A 21,889-nucleotide genomic window follows, 5' to 3' on the forward strand; every position below is an offset into this window, starting at 1 on the left:
ATAAGAAATGTGTTTTTCCGACTTGACATCTGCTTCTGAGATTAATTCGACCTACCCTTTCGTTTTTTTGTGAAAGAATCAGCACTACGGTTACAAGCGTGCCGCCCTCTCCTTCACATCATACTCAAGGATACTGCTTTCAGAGAACAGTTTTAAGAGAACGTTATTAAAAAGATTTGTTTACAACCCGGCAACAAGCTTTTTGAAAAGACTAGGGACACTTATTGCACAAGATAAGGTTTTACAATAAACAATATAGGCGGCCTTAAAATTATTGTCAAGCTTTTTTTGGGAACCCGGTTTTACTTGGTTTTAAGACCACGATGGGCACTTTGAGCTAATCAATAAAACCTTAATACCTAGATAATATTCCCGCCCTAATTACAAAACTACCGAAAAAACGAAAGAAATAAGTTTTCCACCCCCTTCTAAATTTTTTAAATTTTTTCATTCATACGTAGAATCCGGACATGACACGCTCTTTTCATGCACATATCCGCAATACCGGTACCGTAATAATAGAAGTACGATGCGTTGTGGTTTTATTACAAAGTTTTTTAAAAAGATTTTGCGCCAACACGATTTAATCTATATATTAGCCGCCCCAAAGCGAAATGATACGCTTTTTCGTGTTATTTAGTATGGATATACTATAATAATACAGTGCTAGTTTACTAAAAGATGATTTCCTGATTAACAGGAAACTTATTTAAATTTTGATTTTGTTAGGCTTATAAGGAAATAACGGCATGTATTTGTCACGGCTTGAAGTTTTCGGTTTTAAAACATTTGCGCAGAAAGTGGATCTTCGTTTTGACGAGGGTATCACCAATATCGTCGGCCCCAACGGCTGTGGTAAGTCCAACGTCGTAGATGCCCTCCGCTGGTCACTCGGTGAACAAAAAGCCAGTATCCTGCGTTCCGAAAAAATGGAAAACGTCATTTTTAACGGAACCAAACAACGTAAGCCCCTCAATTTTGCCGAAGTCAGTCTGACCATACAGAACACCAAAGGTATCCTGCCGACGGAATATACCGAAGTCACGATCACCCGTCGGATATACCGATCCGGTGAAAGCGAATATTTCCTAAACCGCCTCCCTTGCCGCCTCAAAGATATCAATGATCTTTTTATGGATACCGGTATGGGCGCGGACGCGTACTCCGTGATAGAGCTCAAGATGGTCGAACAAATCTTGTCCGATAAAACGGAAGACCGCCGGAAAATGTTCGAAGAAGCGGCGGGCATTACCAAATATAAAATTCGTCGTCGTCAGACGTTTAACAAACTGCAAACGACCAAACTCGATCTCAACCGCGCCAACGATATCATCGTCGAAATCGAAAAAAAGGTCAATTCCCTCAAACGCCAAACTCAAAAAGCCAAGCGCCACATGAAACTGTCCGCCCGTCTCAAATTGGCGGAAGTCCAACTGGCGCATCATGAATACCAAAAGTTTGCCGCGCAACTGGCGCCGATGGCCGAAAAACTGGAAAACCTCGAGTTTGTCGCCGAACAAATGCTGGGCGAAATTTCCAAAAAAGAAGCCGAAGTCGAGGCCATGAATACCGGCCTGATCGAGCGCGAACAAAGTTTACGTGCGATCCAACTGCAACTCGAAGAGCAGGATAAAAAAATCAAAACAATCGAGGATGAAATCCTCGTCAGCCGCGAGCGCAAAAAAAATCTTGAAGCGATGATAGGTCGCTATGCAGAAGAAAAAACCGCATTGGAAGCCAAGCGCGAACAACTGCAAGCCCGCATCACCGAACTCTCCGCGACGCTCGCCGATTTGGAATCGCAATACAACGGTATGTCCGGAACCGTCGAAGCCAAAAAAACGGAAATGCTGGAGTTTGACCAGCAGATACAAGCCAAACGTACCGAACTGGATACCGTACGTAAACAATCCGTACAACTCATCGACGAAGTGGCTAAAAAACGCAATGCGTTTCAACTCACTAAAAACAATATCCAGAATATCGAACGCAAAATCGCCGATCTGCATCGCGAAGGCGAATTTCATAACACCTCATCCGAAGACGCGATCAGCGCGCTGGATGAAAAACGCTATGAAAAGAAAAAACTCGGCGAACAAGTTGAAGCGTTGCGTAATAAAATAACGGCTGACCAATCGGCTTTAGATACGCTTCGCCATACACTGGACGATTTGCGCTCTAAAAAGCTGCATGATGAGGCCGAAATCAAAGCGCTGCATGCCAAGATGGCTATTATTCAAAAAGCCATCGAAAATCATGAAGGGTTTCCCGAAAGCGTTCAGTATATCCTATCTTCCAAACCGTCCGGCATTCAAGCAACGGTCGCCGATATGATCGCGACGGATGATACGTACAAAAAAGCAATCGAAACTGCACTCGGCGATTCCTTCGCCTACCTTGTGGCCGGCGGAAGTGATCACGTGCACGACGCGCTGACCCAGCTCAATACCAACAAAAAAGGCAGTGCGACATTCCTCAATCGTCAAAAAATCGGGCAATTCAAACCTGCTTTTGAAGCCGAAGCACTTGCTTCCGTACGCGGCGAGATCATCGGAATGGCTACCGAACTGGTGCGATGTGATGATCCGGCAATGGCGCGTCTGCTTTTGAGCGATGTGGTGATCGTCGAAAATTTTGAAAAAGCAACGCGGCTTGCCGATCAATTTCCCGCTGTACGTTTCGTCACATTGCAAGGTGAAATCGTCAAAGGCAATTATCTCATCAAAGGCGGCGGTACCGTCAAATCATCCGATAGCCTTATCGGTCAACGCGAAGCTTTGAATAAACTGCAGGATCAGTTATCCCAATACGAAGCCTCCGTTCGCCGTTATCAGGACGAACTGCAGACTACCGACACTACGCTGCGCGAACTCACCCAGACGATCGCAAATAATCAAAATCTTCTGAAGAATACTGAGCAAAAATTTGTCGCTCTGGAAAAAGAAATAGCCCAATCCGAATACGAACAAAAACGTTCTCGTGAATCCTTGACACGCAATGAGGATGCGCTTCTGCAAGCGCAGCGTGAGATGGAAGCGTTTCAGCTTACCATCGAAGATATGGGGCCTGAAATGGATGAACTCGAAGGCCGGCGCGGTTCGCTCGAACTTGAAACCCGGCGCATGGAACAACAGCTCGCCGAACTGGAAAAGCAGCGGCGCGAACGTTCCGAAGGATTCAACGAAATGATTTCATCCTTTCTCCGTATGGAAGGAGAAATCAAAACAAACCGCAACAATATCGAATCCAGCCGCACACAAATTGCAGATATTGAAGCAACCATTCTTCGTCGCGAAGAAGAAACTGTCGCCGCTGAAAATGAAATTGCCCGTATGGGTGACGTTTTCACCGAACGCGAAGGCGAACTCATCACTCTTTCGCGTGAACGCGACGTGATCGAACGCAACCGCGATGCCGAAGGTACCGAAGTCGCCCGTCTGCGTGAAACGACCGGAAAAATAGAAGCCGAGTTGAAAAAAATGCGCCGTCAGCGCGAAGAATTCCTCAACTCACGCCATACCATGGAGCAAGAAACGACCAATCTTCGTTTTGAACTTCGTGCGCTGGAAGAACGCATCAAACGCGATCACGATTTTGACTTGACCAAAGACTCCATCGAAATACTGATCCTCAGTACGGAACCCGGCAGTAAAGAAGAGGAATCCGAAGAAGATGCACCGGAGAGCGCTCCGGATACCGCGCCGCAGGAAGTATCTGGCGTCGAAAATCAGGAAATGAATATTGATGAAGTGCTGGAAAGCGATCTTGTTTCCGATGCATCGCAAGCACCTGAGACGGCATCTTTTGATCCGGAGGCGACTAAACTCGAAATAGATGAACTGCGCCGTAAACTCAAGAGTATCGGCCCGGTTAACATGGAAGCATTTGCTGAATTTCAAACGGAAAAAGAACGCCTTGATGTATTGCTCAAACAGCGTCAGGATTTGCTGGACGCCGAAGCGCAACTTTTGGAAACGATCAATGCCATCAATGAACAGGCACAAAAACAGTTCATGGAAGTCTTTGAAAAAATCCGTGCTAATTTTATCAAGATATTTACGGGTTTATTTGTTGATTCCGAAGCCGATCTCAAACTGGAAGCCAATGAAGATATTCTGGAAGCCAATATTGATATTTTAGCCCGACCGACCGGCAAAAAAATCCAACACATTCAGCTGCTCTCCGGCGGTGAAAAAACACTAACGGCTATTTCTTTACTTTTTGCCATCTACCTTGTCAAACCTAGCCCATTCTGTATTTTGGATGAAGTGGATGCGCCGCTGGATGACACCAATATTGATAAATTCACTAAAATCCTCAAAGACTTCTCCAAGGATACTCAGTTTATCGTTGTAACGCACAATAAGCGTACGATGGAAGCTGCGCGTAATATTTTTGGTATCACCATGCAGGAAGCCGGCGTATCCAAAGTCGTATCGGTTAAATTTTCCAATCGCGGCGATGTCAGCAAAACCGACGATATCGAGCAATTTATCAACGAAAATCAGGTCGAAGACCTGACGAAAGAAGTCAAAGACACACCGCCGTCGCCGAGCGTTGCGTGATACTGTAAAAGTACACCGTCCATCCATTCACCGATCCGTCGAAATGTACGAATTTGCGCAATAATTCAACGCGTTGCTGCGTTCCGATTACATTTTTTTTCTCGCCTGTGCTAATTCCTGCTCCTTGTTAAGTTTTGTTACCATTTTTTAAATTCATCGCACACCTTATCACATCAATTTTTTATTGGCTAACACCGTGCGAACATCTTATATTTTCAAAATACCGGCTATCGTATTCGGCTCTCACTATGGAATCTATAGACTTTAAAAAACAGCGTGCACAGCGTATCGTGCGTTCGCTTGCCCGCTCGTATCCTGACGCACGATGCCGACTGACCTATCATGATGCGTTTGAGCTGCTCATCAAAACTATCCTCTCTGCCCAATGCACCGATGAGCGTGTCAATTTTGTCGGCGAAACGCTTTTCCGAAAATACCGTTCTCCTGAAGATTTTATTCAGGTTCCGCAGGCCGAACTTGAAAACGATATCCGCTCCATCGGTTTTTTTCGGAGTAAAGCGCGGCACATTCAAGCGTGTTGCCGCACGCTCATACAAAACTTCAACGGATGCGTTCCGAGTACTATGGATGAATTGGTCACCTTATCCGGCGTAGGACGAAAAACAGCTAATGTTATTTTGGGTAATATTTATAATATTCCATCCTTGGCCGTGGATACACACGTGATAAGGATCAGCCGGCTGCTTAAACTAACGCGTCACACGGAGGCCGAATCCATTGAAGCCGATCTTATGAAAATTCTTTCGCCTAAAGATTGGGTTATGTTTTCACACCGCGTTCAAATGCACGGTCGGACTGTGTGTATTGCCCGTCGCCCTCAGTGCGATCATTGTTCCTTAGCTAAAGATTGCCCGTCCGCAAATAAATAAAAAAATGAACCCTACGCGCCGTCTCCTGATCATTGCTTTTTTTTTCAGCGCTATCCCGGCATTGGGCCAACGCCTCTTCGTTCGCCATTATTCGACCGCCGAAGGGTTGCCTCAAAATCAGGTTTTTGCCATTCATCAGGATCAACATGGTTTTCTTTGGTTTGGAACCGGCGGCGGCCTCAGCCGATACGACGGGCGTCAATTTCGCAATTACACCAAAGAACATGGCCTAGCCAGTAATGTCATCCGGGCCATTCATCGCGACAAAGATCAAAACCTTTGGTTGGCTACCGATGAAGGTATCAGTTGTTACTTAGCCCAACGCGACACATTTATCAGTTATCATTCCGATCATATCGGCCAAGGTACGGTGCGCGCTATAGCCGGAGACGATCGCCGGCTCTGGTTTGCTACGGCCGGCGGACTTACGCGTTATGATTTTAACGATCATTCGTTTATAAACTTTACCACGGCCAACGGTTTACCTGCCAATCTCGTTCAAGCCGTTACTGTAACGGCCTACGGGAAAGTTTTCATCGGAACCAATCAGGGACTGGCTGTGATGCACGATCCGGTCAGTGATCGTATCGAACAAGTTCCAATCCCTGGAAATAACAAATTACTTCTCCATGTCGAAGCGCTTTATTGTGATGCACGCAACCGTATTTTTGCCGGAACGCAAGGCGGTGTCATACGCATTGACAGTCTCAAACCGGAAATCATCAGCACAGCGGACGGTCTTACCAATCCTGTCATCCGAGGTATTACAAGCGACCAATCCGGTCACATCTGGTTTGCTACCGAAGACGGGCTTTATGTCATGACCCGATCAGAGCGCCCTTACTTATTTAACAGCTACACCACACGCAATGGTTTTTTTGCCAATCAATATTACGCTGTTTTTCAGGATTCCGAAAACAACCTTTGGTTTGGCTCCTCCCGCGGTGTCAGTAAACTGATTTCCGCTGACCTCATTTCATACACCGAAGCAGAAGGTCTTGGCAACGATGTCGTGATCGGCATAACAAAGGCTACGGATAAAACATGGTATATTACTACCAACGACGGTATTTCCATTTTTCGCGAAGGACGGTTTCAGAACCTGTCAGACACAGAAGGTCTCATTGCCAAAGAAATATGGGATGCCGCAACGGATTCGGCGGGAGTAATATGGTTAGCGACCTATCGCGGTCTTCAGGCTTTGCTTCCCAAAGAACCGCGCACGCGGCTTCCGATACATACCAAACTTCCGCGTGCAGGCACTATATCATCCGGATATTACAATCTTACCTTACCGCCTAACGATTTTATACATAATAACCGCATCGTGGATGTTTTGGTTGACCGCCGCGGACGCATTTGGTTTGCCAGCACGGATAAAGGAACGGGTTACGTTGAAATCAATTCGACCGGTGAAATTTCCGTTCGAACATTTACTACCGCAGACGGTTTGTACAGTAACAACGTATGGATGATCTATGAGGACCGGCGCGGGCAAATATGGGCGGGCACGATCGGCGGCGGTATAGCGCGTTGGGATGAGGTATCTCAGCGTTTTACCAGCCTCAATAAAGGTCGCGGGCTTTCGGACGATGTCGCATTAAGTATTTACGAAGACCGACGCGGCGGTTTATGGATCGGCACTGAGCGCGGCGCGATGCGTTTGGCACCGGAAATCGTGAGCGGAGATTCTTTTCCCGGCGATCTGCGTTCATACATTAGATTAGTGTCTAAACGCGACGGCTTGTCCGATAATACCATCAATGCGATTGTGGAAGATTCGGAAGGCATGATTTGGCTGGGTACGAATAACGGGCTTAATCAATTTAATCCCGAAACCGGGCTGACGCTTCAAGTTTACAACAAAAAGCGAGGCCTTATTGACAATGAAGTAAGTACACAAAACGCACTGCGCTTTTATGATCACGAGACCTTGATCGTCGGTACCAGTGCCGGTATCACGTTGCTGCCATTACGTTCATTTCGCTCGCCCCTACCGACCCGACCTGTTGTTTTGATGCAAGAATTTATGGCCGAAGATAATGCCAACAAAACGACCCGGTTGATCCCCATTGCCATGCGCCCCGATACAAACGTTTCGGATGCATTTTTCAGTACACTTCGTACATCCGTACCGGTGGTCAGTTATCTCGAAAACAATATCACATTTCGTTTTGTAGCGCCGTCGTTTAAAGATGAAAATGATGTGCGGTACCGTTACCGTTTACGCGGCTTTGACCGATTTTGGTCGGACCCGACGCCGGAAAATCATGTGCGTTATACCAACCTCAACGACGGTGATTACGTATTTGAGGTAATCGCCGGCAACGGCAATGGCGCCTGGAGCGACGTTCCCACCCGCGTAACGTTTTCTGTCATGACGCCCCTATGGAAAAGCTGGTGGTTCATCACTTTTTCAATCACATTTTTCAGTTTAAGCATTTATACCGCTTATAAGTTCCGCGCCAATATCGCACGCCAACGCACCGCCGAACTTGAACAAAAAGTATTGCAGCGTACACGCGAATTGGTCGTACAGAAAGAGACCGTCGAGCGTATTTTGAACGAACTCAAAGAAACGCAGATCCATCTGATACACTCCGAAAAAATGGCTTCACTTGGTCAGATGGTAGCCGGCATTGCGCATGAGATCAATAATCCGGTCGCTTTCGTCAAAGGTAATATTTCATTATTGGAACGGCGGCTTCATGATCTGGAACGCGTATTCACCAGTTTCTCCGACGTTTTTGATTTCTACGATAAATTCAACGAATTCAGCGACGATCTACACAAAGATTTTCGCGCCAAACTGGAAGAAATAGATCGTATTATTGCGTCGACGCGATTTGAAAAATTTTTAGGCGATCTGCCTCAAGTTGTCAACGAAATGCGGGACGGAGTGGATCGCACGCAAAAAATCGTAGAAGATCTGCGAAATTTTTCACGTCTGGACGAATCGCAATTCAAAGAAATTTCCATCATTGATAGCATTGAATCCACACTCAACATACTCAAAAACGAGTATAAAACGCGTATTACCATTCATCGCAATTTCGGCGACGTGCCACCGGTGTATTGCAATCCGGGTCATATCAATCAAGTTTTTATGAATTTGCTGCAAAATGCTTTTCAAGCGATCGAAGGTGACGGCAACGTTTGGATTCGCGTTGTAGCTGCCAGTAATAACATTTTAATCGCTATTCGCGACGACGGTAAAGGCATTCCCGGAGAAATTCAAAACCGCGTTTTTGATCCTTTTTTCACAACGAAACCGGTCGGTAAAGGTACGGGGCTTGGTCTGGCTATTTCATACAAAATCATCGAAGCACACAAAGGCACGATTTTCTTTGAGAGCACCCCGCAGCAGGGAACTGAATTTAAAATAACATTACCGATACGCCGCTTGGCCGATCTCCAAAAGCCGGAATAAGCTTGTATCAAAATAAGAGATGTATTATCTTTTTTTTGATTTTAACTTTCATTTTAACCACATCAACTTACCGCCACTCCAAACGTTCTAAGGAGTCTATATGATTAAAAAAGCTTCATTATCTTACGATGATAAAGTGCTGGATTTACCGCTGATCACCGGCACTGAAAACGAACAAGCCGTGGACATCGGCAAACTGCGCGGTGCTACGGGACTTGTCACCATGGACCCGGGTTACGGCAATACCGGTGCATGCCATTCCGGTATCACGTTTCTTGACGGCGAAAAGGGTATTCTTCGCTACCGCGGATATAATATTCAGGATTTGTGCGAAAGTTCTAATTTCCAAGAAGTCAGCTATCTGTTGATTCATGGCGAACTGCCGTCGGCACAACAACTCGAAGAATTTAAACGCGGTATCACGCGTCATACCATGCTGCACGAGTCGCTGCGCAAACTTTACGATGCCTATCCGCGCGATGCCCATCCGATGGCGCTTTTGTCTTCCATCGTGTGTTCGCTATCCACGTTTTATCAGGATTCCATTGATCCGTTGAATAAAAAACATGTGGAAATTTCGATCTTCCGTTTGCTTGCCAAAATTCCGACGATAGCGGCCTATGCTTACAAAAAATCCATCGGCCAGCCTTTCATGTATCCGAATAATTCGCTCAGTTACTGTGCCAATTTTCTGAATATGATGTTTGCAGTTCCTGCCGAACCGTATGAAGTGGATCCGGAAATCGAAAAAGCACTTGATCTGCTTTTTATTTTACATGCCGATCACGAACAAAACTGTTCAACGTCAACTGTACGTATGGTGGGCAGCAGCCAAGCCAATCTTTTTGCGGCTATTTCAGCCGGCATTTGTGCACTGTGGGGACCGCTTCACGGCGGCGCCAATCAGGAGGTGCTTGAGATGCTGCAGGAAATTCACAACGACGGCGGTGATGTCAAAAAATATGTGGAAAAAGCTAAAGATAAAAATTCCACATTCCGTTTGATGGGATTCGGTCATCGTGTATATAAGAACTTCGACCCGCGCGCAACGATCATCAAAAAAACCTGCGATCGTGTATTATCAAAACTCGGCGTAAATGATCCTTTGCTCGACATCGCGCACCAACTCGAAGAAGCCGCTTTAAAAGATCCGTATTTCATCGAAAAGAAGCTATATCCCAACGTAGACTTCTACAGCGGTATTATTTACAAAGCGATGGGATTCCCTGTCGAAATGTTTACGGTGCTTTTTGCCATCGGACGTATGCCCGGATGGATCGCTCAGTGGAAAGAAATGATGGAATCCAAAGAAACGCGCATCGGACGCCCACGCCAGATCTATACCGGATCGGCAGAGCGCCCTTATACGCCGATTCATAAACGCGGATAAAAGTTTTCCCTGAAACTAAAAACCGGCATAATTTCATGCCGGTTTTTTTTATCTTCAGTTTGAAGAAGTTAGATAAATTAAACATATTGCGTTACGATCTTCGCTCGCACAGCAACTTCGTTTTATTTTCTTTTACTATAGGAAAAATCATGCGTATCGTAGCGCAGCGTGTTAACAAAGCCCATGTATCGGTAGATGGTCGCATCACCGGTGCAATCGAAAAGGGTCTCGTTTTACTCATCGGCATTAAAAACGGCGACACATCGGCTGATGTAAAATTTTTTGCGGGAAAATGCCTCCACCTCCGCATCTTCGAAGATGCCGAAGGAAAAATGAATCGCAGTATTATAGATGCCAAAGGCTCTATACTCGCAGTTTCTCAATTTACGCTTTATGCCGATACAACCAAAGGACGACGGCCTAATTTTTTGGAAGCCGCGAGGCCGGAATTAGCCGAACCGCTGTATAATGAATTTGTCACGCACTTACGAGCGCACAATATACACGTTGAAACCGGCATTTTTGGTGCCCTGATGGAAGTGGAAATTCACAACTCCGGCCCGGTCACGATTATTATGGAATAAAAACGACGCATGAATTTTTTCCCTCGCATCTCACTATTGTATTTCCATCTTTCACACTTGATCGTATTGAGCTTTTTCACAGCGCTTGCACAAACGGCTTCCGATTCTTCGTCTATTGCTACACAGAAAGATTCTTCCCAAACTCCCGGTAACGGCGTGGATACGATGATCTACTACGGTGCCGATACTACCGAAGGCACGCTGAATAATTCAACCGTGGTTCTCAAAAACAATGCATGGGTCCGGTTTAAAGGGATTGAAATCAAAGCCGCTAAAATCACCATTGATCAGCCCCGCAAGATCATGATCGCCGAGGCTGTACCCGACTCCATCGATTCACTCGGCCAAGTGGCGCGCTATCGCGGTATACCCGAATTCACCGAATCCGGCCAGATGTTTCACGGTAATGTGATGGAGTACAATTTTGAAACCAAGCGCGGTAAAGTCGTCATGGGCGAGACCAAAATGCAGGATGGCTTTTATTACGGCTCTACCATACGAAAAATCGGCGACAGTACGTTATATATACGCGGCGGACGATTTACGACATGCGATGAGAAGGAACCGCATTTTTTCTTCCGCACCAAAGAAATGAAACTTTCTGTGCGGGATAAAGTCGTCGCCAAACCGGTGATATTATACATACATGAAGTGCCGATTTTCGCCATTCCGTTTGGTGTGTTTCCCAGTAAAGGCGGACGCGCTTCCGGTATAACTCCTCCCGTTTATTTTGAGACACCCGGCGGCGAGAGACAAATTCGCAATTTCGGTTATTATTGGGCGCCCAACGACTATTTTGATGCGCTCCTGCAAGCCGATTATTTAGATAAATCCGGTTATCAATTTCACGGCGGGGGCAACTACGCCAAACGTTATCATTATTCCGGACGAATGGATTTTTCCTATTCTCAATTGCATTCACTTAGCACGACAAGCTATAACGATAACCGAACAACCGCCGGGGCACTCAGCCTCACCCATGCGCATACTTTGAGCGAACGATCCAATCTCAACGCCGATATTCGCTACCAGAGCAGTAAAAATTATTTTCAGAATACCAGTATCAACCAGCAGCAAATATTAAATCGTCAGCAGAATTCGAATGTCAGTTACAATAATACATTCGACTGGGGCGGCATATCTGCCAGCGCATCACATTCTCGTAATTTGGACAACGGTCAAAGTTCGCTAACATTTCCCAATGCGACGATCAGCAAATCGTCGGCGGCCGTGATACCCAAATCCGAAGAACGTCGCAACGAGCCGGACCGCTGGTATCACACGATTCGTTATTCGTATAGTGCTAATCTGCTCGGACGACGTGAAATCGCCAATGATACTTCAGACGTGCAAAACGGGTACGGTCTACGGCACAATGCAGGATTCAATGCGCCATTCAAAGTGTTTTCGTATTTTACATTCAACCCCAATATCAATGTCGTCGAGACGTGGTACGATCGCCGTCATGAGAATTTCGGCTATCGCGCCAATGGTCAGGACACCAGCGTCGTCAAACGCGGATTTTATGCCACGCACACGTATAGCATGGGCGCATCGCTTTCGACGAAAGTTTACGGTACGAGCAATCCCAATCTGTTGGGGTTAAAAACTTTTCGTCATGTCATGACTCCGAGTGTGAGTATTAATTACACGCCCGATTTTTCCGAATCAAAATGGGGATATTATGAATCGGTTCAAGATACGTCGGGGAAAACCGTACGTAAAGACCGCTACGGAAAAAATCTGACGTTTGGCGGAACACCTTCCGGACGCCAGCTCTCCATGGGCTTCGGGCTCGCGCATACATTTCAAGCCAAAGTCAAAACTTCCAAAAAAGACAGCACGCAACACGACCCTGATGTACGAAAAATAGATATTATGAATATCAACAATGGCCTTAGTTACAATTTTGAAGCCGAAGAATTTAAGCTTTCCAATCTGACTACTTCTATCACGGTAGCCAATGATTTAGCCAAAAACGTAAGTTTATCCATGAATCTTACGCATGATTTTTACAAATTTGATACGACACTCAACCGCCGTATTAATAAATTCAGAAGCTTCCCGCGCTTGATCAATGCGGGTATCACCGGAGGATTTAGCGTCGAAGGCGGTTCCGGCACATCTTCAACATCATCGAGTTCCACACTTTCAACAACGGCCTCGACTACACCGCAAGGCACGGTGACACCCAACTACGGGCAATCATACTTGCCGTCACAACGCGAGCTGCCGAGCGGCGTTCCGTGGAACGCCCGTTTTGATTTTAATTACGACATTCGGCGACTTGATCCGCATAATGTAACCAAAACATTTAACGGAAGTGTCAGCGCTGGCACGCGCATTACTCAAAATTGGCAAATTAATTATTCGGCGCAGATCAACTTACTCAAAGAGAAAATTGTCAGCCAGAGTTTTTCGTTTGTTCGTGATCTCCATTGCTGGACGATGCGCTTTGATTGGACGCCTACCGGCCCGGCCGCAGGTTATTTTTTCGTCATTCAGGTCAAATCTACGCAGCTCCAGGATATCAAACTGCAACGTACCGACTATGGCAATCGCATTTTCCAATAGCGATTAAAAAAATCGTGGTTTGAAAATAAAAGAAACTTGTCTCGTTGTAATACGTAAACAACTTAATCTTATTCTCATCATTATCCATGTCGGAGGAGTTATGAATGTTTTGAACAGCACTTTTTTGCTGCGCCTTGCCGTTTCGATTACGTTATTCATGCACAGCGTGCCGGGCATGTTTAACGGCGGCGTCAATAATTTCGGTACTTTTTACCTCAACGAAGTCGGGTTTGCACCTCTAGGTGTTCCGCTGGCGTGGGCTATTAAGCTGTCGCATGTAGCGGCAATTTTTTGCCTGATGTTTGAGAAATACGTAAAGCTGGCTTCGCTAGTAACGATATTTATTCTGCTCGCCGGTATCGTAATGGTGCACTATCCGGATGGCTGGTATGTGGTTGGCGGGGGACGTAACGGAATGGAATTTAATGTGCTTCTGATTTTTGTTTTACTGGCTATTATGTTCCCCAATGGGCTAAAGAAAAATTGATATATACTTTTTAAGCTTCTCATAAAAAACGCTGCATGGTTTGTGCAGCGTTTTTATTTTTAATGTTTTCGAATTTATCTTTTCAGATACGACTTTAAATGTTTTCCGGTATATGAATTCCCAACCTGCGCTACTTCTTCGGGCGTGCCGGTGGCAACGATCGTACCGCCTTTATCGCCGCCCTCCGGACCGAGATCAATGATGTAGTCGGCACACTTGATCACATCGAGATTGTGTTCGATGACGATGATGGAATGACCGGCTTCGATCAGTTTGTTAAAGCTCGTTAACAGTTTATTGATATCTTCAAAATGCAAACCGGTTGTCGGTTCATCCATAATATACAGCACGTGATCGCCCGATTTGTCCGCCAAATGAGCCGCTAATTTGACGCGTTGCGCTTCGCCGCCGGACAAAGTCGTTCCCGCCTGACCGAGTTTGAGATACCCCAAGCCAACGTCGTCCAACACCTGAAGTTTTTTTACAATTTTAGGATGCGCTTTAAAAAACGTCAACGCTTCGGTGATGGACATTTCCAACACATCATGGATATTCTTATCGTGAAAATGTACTTCTAAAACTTCTTTTTTATAACGCTTACCTTTACACTCTTCGCATTCGAGATACACGTCGGCAAGAAACTGCATTTCCACCAAAATTTGTCCCGCACCTTCACAGACTTCGCATCGCCCCCCCGGCACATTAAACGAGAAGGTTCCCGATTGATAGCCACGCATTTTAGCGGTCGGCGTGGCTGCAAATACGTCACGAATCAGATCAAATACTTTGACGTATGTCGCCGGGTTGCTGCGCGGAGTGCGCCCGATGGGCTGCTGATCCACCATTTCGATAGCATCCACATGCTCCACACCGAGTATTTCTTTGTGCAATCCGATTTTATTAGACCATTGACCTTTTTTTCGCATAGCCGCGGCATACAAAATGTCATGTATCAGTGTGCTTTTACCGGAACCGCTGACGCCGGTGATGCACACAAACATGCCCAGCGGAAACTGAGCATCAATTCGTTTGAGATTATTTTCTGCGGCACCTTTAAGAACGATAGATTGGCCTCTACCTTGACGCCGTTCGGATGGAAGTGTAATTTCTTTTCGACCGGAGAGATACAATCCTGTCAGCGATGATGTGCTTTGACAAATCGCCGCATGATCCCCCTGAAACACCACTTCTCCGCCGTACATACCCGCACGAGGGCCCATATCAATAATTTCGTGGCAAGAAGCCATCATATCGCGGTCATGCTCCACGACGACGACGGTGTTGCCTATCGCCTGAAGATTTTTAAGTATATGAATGAGTTTATCATTATCGCGCGGATGCAAACCAATACTGGGTTCATCCAAAATATACAAAGAGCCGACCAACGCCGATCCAAGCGACGTCGCCAAACTAATACGTTGCGCTTCGCCGCCGGAGAGTGTCCCGGCCAGACGATTGCATGTCAGGTATTCGAGCCCGACATTTTTCAGATAGTTATAACGTTTGAGAATTTCTTCCAACGGGCGGCGTGCAATCTCACGATCCATTTCCGATAATTGAATGTTTTCAAAAAAATGTACGGCTTCACTAACCGTCATATCATTGATTTCGTGAATCGTTTTATCGGCGACTTTAACACAATTGGCATCCGCACGCAGACGTGAACCGCCGCAATCCGAGCACGTCACATAACCCCGGTATTTGCTGAGTAAAACACGCACGTGCATTTTGTAGGTTTTGCTTTCGAGCCATTTAAAATATTCACGAATTCCGTCAAATCCGTCTCCGCCTTGCATGACTTTTTCGTATTGCTCTTTGGTAAGATCCATGACCGGAATGTTCAGCGGAAAGCCGTTTTTCTTAGCCGCTTTTTCCAATCGTTCCTGAAAATCGGCGTAACCGTCCGTCGTCCACGGTTTGATCGCACCTTCCTTAAGTGTTTTGGTTCGATCCGGTATGACGAGATCCATATCTACTTCGATCTTATTTCCAAAACCCTGACATGACGGACAAGCGCCGTACGGATTATTAAACGAGAATAAACGCGGATCAGGTTCGATATATGCCGTGCCGCACGCATTGCATTCAAACTTATTGGAGAAACGAAGCGTTTCGCCTTCCATTATTTGAACGATCATTTTGCCTTCACCGTTGAGAAAAGCGGTTTCGACCGAATCGGCAATACGCGCTTTTTCTTCTTTGTTTACAGCGATACGATCTACAAGTACACGGACTGTTTTTTGTTTCAGGATTTTTTTTACGATGGCTTCGTCATTGAGCTCAGCGATAACATCATCCACGATCAAACGCGTAAAGCCCTTTTCGTGAAGTGACAAAATCGTTTGTTCGTTAGCCGCGAGTTCAAAAAGAACATGTAATTTGGTTCGTTCCGGCAAAGCGAGAATCCGTTGTACGACATAACCGACGGTATCTTTTCGAACCAATGCACCGCAATTTCGGCAGTATGTTTTTCCTGCACGACCAAAGAGCAAACGGAGAAAATCATAAATTTCCGTCACCGTCCCCACCGTTGAGCGCGGATTTTTGGCCAAAGTGCGCTGTTCGATGGCCAACGCGGGGCTGATACCTTTGATATGATCCACTTCCGGTTTGTCCATGCGCTCCAGAAATTGGCGCGCATACGCCGATAGTGATTCGACATACCGCCTTTGGCCTTCCGCATACAGCGTATCAAACGCTAATGAAGATTTGCCGGAACCACTGACGCCGGTGATCACGATGAATTTGTTTCGTGGAATATTGAGGCTGATATTTTTGAGATTGTGTACGCGTGCACCGCGTATTTCGATCATGGGTTCCATATACTTACGATTTGATAAATGGCTTTAATCCGAATTTCGAAGTGGTCAATGTTTGTACGACTTGTTCGAGCGTCACCTGATTAACATCGCGGCCGTTACGAATCACGGTATGTTTTTCACCGTAAGGTCCGATATGCCGCTCATCTTTGGGTCCAAAAATTGCAAACACCGGTGTTCCTACGGCGGTCGAAAGATGCATAATTCCGGAATCGTTAGAAACAAAAAAATGCGCTTGTGCGATCAACGCTGCGGTCTCTTCCAAAGTACACTGTCCTGCAAAATTGAGCGGCTTATGCTGAGCCTGCTCCATAATTTTTCGCACATCATCCGCTTCATCTTTACCGCCGACAATAAAAACTGTTGCATCGTATGTAGTATATAAATAATCCGCCAAAGCAGCATAACGTTCCGGCGGCCAACGCTTGAAAGCTGCGGCAGGGTTGCAGCCGGGATGAAAACCAATGACAAGTTTTTTCCTGTCATGTGCTATTTTAGTTTTCATTTTGGCTAGCGCAACATCGCTGATATGAAATTTTGGTGATGGTTTTGACCAGTGATTAACTTTTAAAAAATGAAGCAGTTCAAGATTACATTCCAACCGATGAACGCCTTCACCGATCGGAGTAAGTGCATGATACAAGACATCTAAGTTTCTAGGAAATTTGTGCGGTGAGTGATGTTTGATTCGAACCGGTATACCCGCTAAAACAGGAAGTAAAAGTTGCGAGTAGGTGTTCGACGGAATGGCACCGATATACAGATCAAACTTTTCTTTGCGTATTTTTCCAACCAACCCGAGATATTTTTTTATCGACGAAATATCCATCGCCCAGATTTTTTGAATACCCGGATGCGAACGAAACACATGCTGTGTAGCAGCACTACAGAGAACATGTATGTGAGACTGCGGAAAGTTATTTTGAATTTCGTTCAACAACGGCTGCGCCATCAGCGCGTCACCGATACCGGCGGAAATACTAAGGAGAATTTTTTCCATTTATTATAAAAAAACCATAGGTTACATTTTCTTATAATATGTATCATACCAACGCGCCAAAAACCAAAGACTCCAAATGCGTGAAGCATGGTTTTTGGAACTGTTTAAATGGGTTGTAATCATGGTCTCTATAAAATGAAGGTTCATATGTTCTTTGATCAATTCACAATCCATTATTTCGCGATGAATCATACGGGTTAAATCGGGATTAGATTTGAACCAGTCTCGCATCGGTAGCGAAAAACCGCGTTTATTTCGATAGATCAGTTCTTTAGGGAATTGTGGCTCCAATATTTTTTTTAGCACATATTTTTTTTCACTTTTACGCATTCTCATCGAAACCGGCATTTGTGCCGCAAGTTCAATAACCTTGTGATCAAGCAGAGGAACTCTGACTTCAATAGAATGCGCCATGCTGGCTCTATCCACTTTTGTGAGACCATTTTCAGGTAAATAGGTATGCATATCTATATTTTGCATTTTATTCAAAAGCGCATCGGAGCTATTCATATAAGAGTCGAATAATCGTTCCCGATGTTCTACAGGGAATTTCATCATATCTGCGATTTGGGCCGAATGAAAAATATTAATCATACCGTAATAACGAGTCATATCTGATTGCGAATGAAATCGAAGATAATTTTTTCCAAGTATACTCTGCGGCCAAAAAGTGGCTATTTTTGATAACCAATCTTTATTTAACCATGAATTTGATTGGGACCATTCCAAAAGTTGTTCGTATCGTTTATAACCGCCAAATACTTCGTCACCGCCATCGCCCGACAAAGCTACAGTCACATGAGATCGGATTATTTTTGCAATTTGATATGTTGGTACAGCGGAACTGTCTGCAAAAGGTTCATCATAAGCATATACTAAATTCGATAAAATCGTATTGAGATCTGTCGCTTGCACGCTCTTTTCAACATGTCGGCTTTGTATGATAGCAGACACCTGACGAGCGTACGCGCTTTCGTCAAACTTGCTTTCGTTCATACTGATCGTAAACGTATTGATAGCGCCAACGTGTTTTGCCATAAAATGAGACACGATAGTAGAATCAATACCCCCGCTTAAAAACGATCCGACAGGCACATCGCTGATCATATGCATGCGGACAGAATCTGAAACGACGGATTCAATTTTATCGATCCATACTGTATCGTTATGCGCTCCATCTGTATATTGGCCAAACTGAATGTCCCAGTAGCATTTGTTTTTCATATTATGTTTGTCCCCATCAAACGTAATATGGAGCCAGTGAGCCGGAGGTAGCTTTTTTATTCTATTATAAATGGAGGACGGAGAAGGCACATAACCATATTGCAGGTATTCACGCATTGCTGAATAGTCAATAGTGCGATCTATACTTTTATCTTGAAGAATGGCTTTTATCTCTGAGCCAAATAAAAACTTATTCTGATCTGCGTAATAATAAATGGGTTTAATTCCAACTCGATCTCTTGCCAAAAAAAGCGATTTGGTACGTTCATCCCAAATGGCTAATGCGAACATTCCACGGAATCGGTCTAAGCAACTTGCCCCCCACTGTAGATAAGCTTTAAGAATAACTTCTGTGTCGCTTTGGGTACGAAAGTTCCAACCTAATTTTATTAGTTCCTCCCTAACTTCACCAAAATTATATGTCTCACCGTTATATACTATGCAAGACTTGCCGTCGTCATCATACATCGGTTGTTGACCTGTTTTCAGATCAATGATACTTAAACGACGATGCGCTAATCCGACATGTTGACGAATAAAAAAACCATCGCCATCAGGGCCACGATGAGCCAAGGCATCACCCATCGCCTTAAGTAAAAACTCATTAACGGGCTCACCAGAAAAATTCATTACACCTGCAATGCCACACATAAATGTAACCTCAAATTTTATTATTCGAAAAGTTCCGAATAAACTCTCAATGAGTTCTTATAAAACCGTTTAACATTGTATTTTTCAACCACTAGGCGGTGACCACTCTCACCCAATCGCTGCGCCAAAATCGGATCAGCTCGTAACTGTTCAACAATTCCCGGCATCTCCGATGGAGTATTTATAATATAACCGCAGTTTTGACCTAATATAATCTCTGCAGGACCACCGCTATCGAAAAAAACAACTACAGGCTTCTTTTTATACATAGCTTCAACCAATGATACACCAAATGTTTCGTTATCAGAGGATAATACAAACAGATTCATCGCAGACATTGCATCAGATGGATTTTCAAGAATACCTGTAAACGTTACTTTATCAAGCATGTTGTTATGCGCGACAAATTGTTTGAGGGTTTGTTCTAGAATTGTATCGCCGCCGCCAACGACAACTAAGTGGAAATCTTTTAAATTCGAAATCATTGAAAATCCCATGAGAAGCCTATCTAAGCGTTTGCGAGTGTCAAACCGACATACAGTTCCAATCAAAAAAACATTTTTATCAATATTATATGATGCACGAAAACCTGTTTCATCGCCTTTTCTATTATTGAATTCGATACCATTCATTACTATGCGTATTTTCTGGGGTTGAATGCCATATTTCTCAACGGCACTTTTAGCGGTATAGCGGCTATTAGCGATTAAATAAGTACACCACTTGCGGAGAAATAGCTCGAAATATTTTCGTTTAATAAGTCTGTATAATGAACGTCTGTTAGGAATTTTTGATTGGGAAGTATTCTCCTTTGCCGGTAATTTTATTAATTGATCGCCCCTACGGCCATCATCGCTGCGTCGTCTCCATATTGTTTTTTTTATTTTTTTCGCCAAAACGAAGAACACATCCCTTAAGCTTTTCTTGTTAAGCAAATATATTCCTGATAAACGATATATGAGCGGTTTCCCTGATAAAATACCCGCCAAAAAAAATTTCCAATCTACAAAGTGAAAAACAATAATGTCTTGTTTATCCATTAAATTAATCATCTCTCGTAAATCAGTTACGTCGCAATAAACTGGAATTCCTAACGATTTTATTTTTTTAAAATAAGGACCAACAGGATATTTAAAAAAAACCGAAGTTTGAGTTCTTTGATCTTTTGATTCTTCATTTAAAAGTATATAAAGAACTTTCTCTCGTCCGCCGATATTTCCGTTGCTTATGATGTGAAGTAGTTTCATATATCTCTGCCATAGTACTGTGTAGAGTCACTCAAACCGATGGAGTGGACAGAATGGCAACCATATAAGTAATCTAACGTGTACCTGATGGTACTTATTATTTGATCAACTTCTAATGGCGATTGCGCATACGGGCTCGCACCAGATTGTAATTCATTACTATGGAACATCATATTCAGTACTATAGGTTCATGAGCATTATGAATCTTAATATGATTTTTAATAAGAGTTATCAAGCTATCAGCATTGGTAACTCTCGGTCTTAATGAATATGTTTTTTCTCTTTTCTTTGCAAAGAGAATACGTGAGAACTTTCTTATTTCGTTTTGTTCTGAAAGTGGTTTTCCTATGAAAAAAGGGATTCGCTGAAAAAGCCAATTATGAACGGTCATTGGCACATGTAATATTTTGCAAGTTTCTTGTTTTCCAAAATTCATCCAGTTTTGCACATCAGGATAAAATGGCTTAACCGGAGTATAGTAAAAGTTATATGTGGCTTTCCCTGTTTTAATTATGTTAAAAGGTAATAAACTGGAGTCAACACTATATCCAAGTTCCGCTAAAATGCGCCATGTATTTTGCCCGATGCCAAACCTTCCGGCACGGAAGGACTTCGGCATATATCCGAACTTGATCTTAAATAGTTCTGTAAGTGTTCTAAGCTTTTCTCGTTCCAAAGTTTCATTGTAATCAGATTGAAAATCGTTAGTCCATCTTGGATTTTGAACCTTATCAGGGTCAATGAATTCACCATGTAAATGTGTACCTAATTCGCATCGATCCTGAATTGATTTAAAATAACTCACACTTTCTTCATTATACATTACTTCAGGGCTCAATAGATAGGTTGGTTTTATTTTATATCCATCCAACATAGGTTGAAGTTTTTCAGCTACACCTTCGTAAATATTACGAAACGAAATCGGATATGGAATACTCCAATCGATACTTTTGTCGCACTCAGTATCAATCGATACTATGAAGAAAACAACTCTATTCATACGATCATTATACTAAATAGCAGTCAA

Annotated in this window: 12 protein-coding genes; 7 read left to right on the forward strand and 5 right to left on the reverse strand. The window is 44.2% G+C overall.

Annotated features, from left to right (window positions below; all coding sequences use genetic code 11):
• The first annotated feature begins 749 nt into the window (after nucleotides 1–749).
• The 7 genes from smc to HUU58_10755 all read left to right on the forward strand — a co-directional run bounded on the left by smc (nucleotide 750) and on the right by HUU58_10755 (nucleotide 13,920).
• Nucleotides 750–4,565 carry a chromosome segregation protein SMC gene (gene smc, locus HUU58_10725; GenBank protein NUN46144.1) on the forward strand — a complete coding sequence of 1,272 codons (3,816 nt, stop codon included), beginning with the start codon at nucleotides 750–752 and terminating at the stop codon, nucleotides 4,563–4,565.
• Between the two features lie 248 nt (nucleotides 4,566–4,813).
• Nucleotides 4,814–5,455 carry an endonuclease III gene (nth, locus tag HUU58_10730; protein NUN46145.1) on the forward strand — a complete coding sequence of 214 codons (642 nt, stop codon included), beginning with the start codon at nucleotides 4,814–4,816 and terminating at the stop codon, nucleotides 5,453–5,455.
• Nucleotides 5,456–5,459: 4 nt separating this feature from the next.
• Complete coding sequence (locus tag HUU58_10735) at nucleotides 5,460–8,885, forward strand: hypothetical protein (protein ID NUN46146.1); 3,426 nt, start codon at nucleotides 5,460–5,462, stop codon at nucleotides 8,883–8,885.
• Nucleotides 8,886–8,985: 100 nt separating this feature from the next.
• On the forward strand, nucleotides 8,986–10,275 hold the full coding sequence (locus tag HUU58_10740) for a citrate synthase (GenBank protein ID NUN46147.1): 1,290 nt from the start codon (nucleotides 8,986–8,988) through the stop codon (nucleotides 10,273–10,275).
• A gap of 149 nt (nucleotides 10,276–10,424) precedes the next feature.
• Nucleotides 10,425–10,859 carry a D-tyrosyl-tRNA(Tyr) deacylase gene (locus HUU58_10745; GenBank protein NUN46148.1) on the forward strand — a complete coding sequence of 145 codons (435 nt, stop codon included), beginning with the start codon at nucleotides 10,425–10,427 and terminating at the stop codon, nucleotides 10,857–10,859.
• A 9-nt stretch (nucleotides 10,860–10,868) separates the two neighbouring features.
• Entirely contained in the window at nucleotides 10,869–13,433 is a 2,565-nt protein-coding gene (locus tag HUU58_10750; protein NUN46149.1) for an LPS-assembly protein LptD, read from the forward strand.
• 100 nt (nucleotides 13,434–13,533) lie between these two features.
• Nucleotides 13,534–13,920 (forward strand): DoxX family protein, encoded by a 387-nt coding sequence (locus HUU58_10755; GenBank protein ID NUN46150.1) that lies wholly within the window; start codon nucleotides 13,534–13,536, stop codon nucleotides 13,918–13,920.
• A 74-nt stretch (nucleotides 13,921–13,994) separates the two neighbouring features.
• On the opposite strand, the gene uvrA is transcribed toward HUU58_10755, so the two are convergent.
• Genes uvrA through HUU58_10780 form a run of 5 tightly spaced genes read right to left on the reverse strand, consistent with a single transcriptional unit; the run spans nucleotide 13,995 to nucleotide 21,862 of the window.
• Nucleotides 13,995–16,742 carry an excinuclease ABC subunit UvrA gene (gene uvrA / locus HUU58_10760; GenBank protein NUN46151.1) on the reverse strand — a complete coding sequence of 916 codons (2,748 nt, stop codon included), beginning with the start codon at nucleotides 16,740–16,742 and terminating at the stop codon, nucleotides 13,995–13,997.
• 4 nt (nucleotides 16,743–16,746) lie between these two features.
• On the reverse strand, nucleotides 16,747–17,739 hold the full coding sequence (gene waaF, locus HUU58_10765) for a lipopolysaccharide heptosyltransferase II (protein ID NUN46152.1): 993 nt from the start codon (nucleotides 17,737–17,739) through the stop codon (nucleotides 16,747–16,749).
• A 21-nt stretch (nucleotides 17,740–17,760) separates the two neighbouring features.
• On the reverse strand, nucleotides 17,761–19,593 hold the full coding sequence (gene asnB / locus HUU58_10770) for an asparagine synthase (glutamine-hydrolyzing) (protein ID NUN46153.1): 1,833 nt from the start codon (nucleotides 19,591–19,593) through the stop codon (nucleotides 17,761–17,763).
• Nucleotides 19,594–19,634: 41 nt separating this feature from the next.
• Nucleotides 19,635–20,861: a glycosyltransferase family 4 protein gene (locus tag HUU58_10775; protein NUN46154.1), complete on the reverse strand. Its 1,227-nt coding sequence runs from the start codon at nucleotides 20,859–20,861 to the stop codon at nucleotides 19,635–19,637.
• On the reverse strand, nucleotides 20,858–21,862 hold the full coding sequence (locus HUU58_10780) for a hypothetical protein (protein NUN46155.1): 1,005 nt from the start codon (nucleotides 21,860–21,862) through the stop codon (nucleotides 20,858–20,860). The genes HUU58_10775 and HUU58_10780 overlap by 4 nt, the downstream gene beginning before the upstream one ends.
• Between the last annotated feature and the right edge of the window lie 27 nt (nucleotides 21,863–21,889).

This window comes from bacterium (assembly GCA_013360215.1).
In the GTDB taxonomy this organism is placed as follows: domain Bacteria; phylum CLD3; class CLD3; order SB21; family SB21; genus JABWCP01.

What these genes read in the sequence shown, in the direction of transcription:
- HUU58_10780 (NUN46155.1), bottom strand. Translation starts at nt 21,862, where the DNA reads ATGAATAGAGTTGTTTTCTTCATAGTATCGATTGATACTGAGTGCGAC.
- HUU58_10775 (NUN46154.1), bottom strand. Translation starts at nt 20,861, where the DNA reads ATGAAACTACTTCACATCATAAGCAACGGAAATATCGGCGGACGAGAG.
- HUU58_10740 (NUN46147.1), top strand. Translation starts at nt 8,986, where the DNA reads ATGATTAAAAAAGCTTCATTATCTTACGATGATAAAGTGCTGGATTTA.
- smc (NUN46144.1), top strand. Translation starts at nt 750, where the DNA reads ATGTATTTGTCACGGCTTGAAGTTTTCGGTTTTAAAACATTTGCGCAG.
- HUU58_10745 (NUN46148.1), top strand. Translation starts at nt 10,425, where the DNA reads ATGCGTATCGTAGCGCAGCGTGTTAACAAAGCCCATGTATCGGTAGAT.
- HUU58_10750 (NUN46149.1), top strand. Translation starts at nt 10,869, where the DNA reads ATGAATTTTTTCCCTCGCATCTCACTATTGTATTTCCATCTTTCACAC.
- HUU58_10755 (NUN46150.1), top strand. Translation starts at nt 13,534, where the DNA reads ATGAATGTTTTGAACAGCACTTTTTTGCTGCGCCTTGCCGTTTCGATT.
- nth (NUN46145.1), top strand. Translation starts at nt 4,814, where the DNA reads ATGGAATCTATAGACTTTAAAAAACAGCGTGCACAGCGTATCGTGCGT.
- waaF (NUN46152.1), bottom strand. Translation starts at nt 17,739, where the DNA reads ATGGAAAAAATTCTCCTTAGTATTTCCGCCGGTATCGGTGACGCGCTG.
- HUU58_10735 (NUN46146.1), top strand. Translation starts at nt 5,460, where the DNA reads ATGAACCCTACGCGCCGTCTCCTGATCATTGCTTTTTTTTTCAGCGCT.
- uvrA (NUN46151.1), bottom strand. Translation starts at nt 16,742, where the DNA reads ATGGAACCCATGATCGAAATACGCGGTGCACGCGTACACAATCTCAAA.
- asnB (NUN46153.1), bottom strand. Translation starts at nt 19,593, where the DNA reads ATGAATTTTTCTGGTGAGCCCGTTAATGAGTTTTTACTTAAGGCGATG.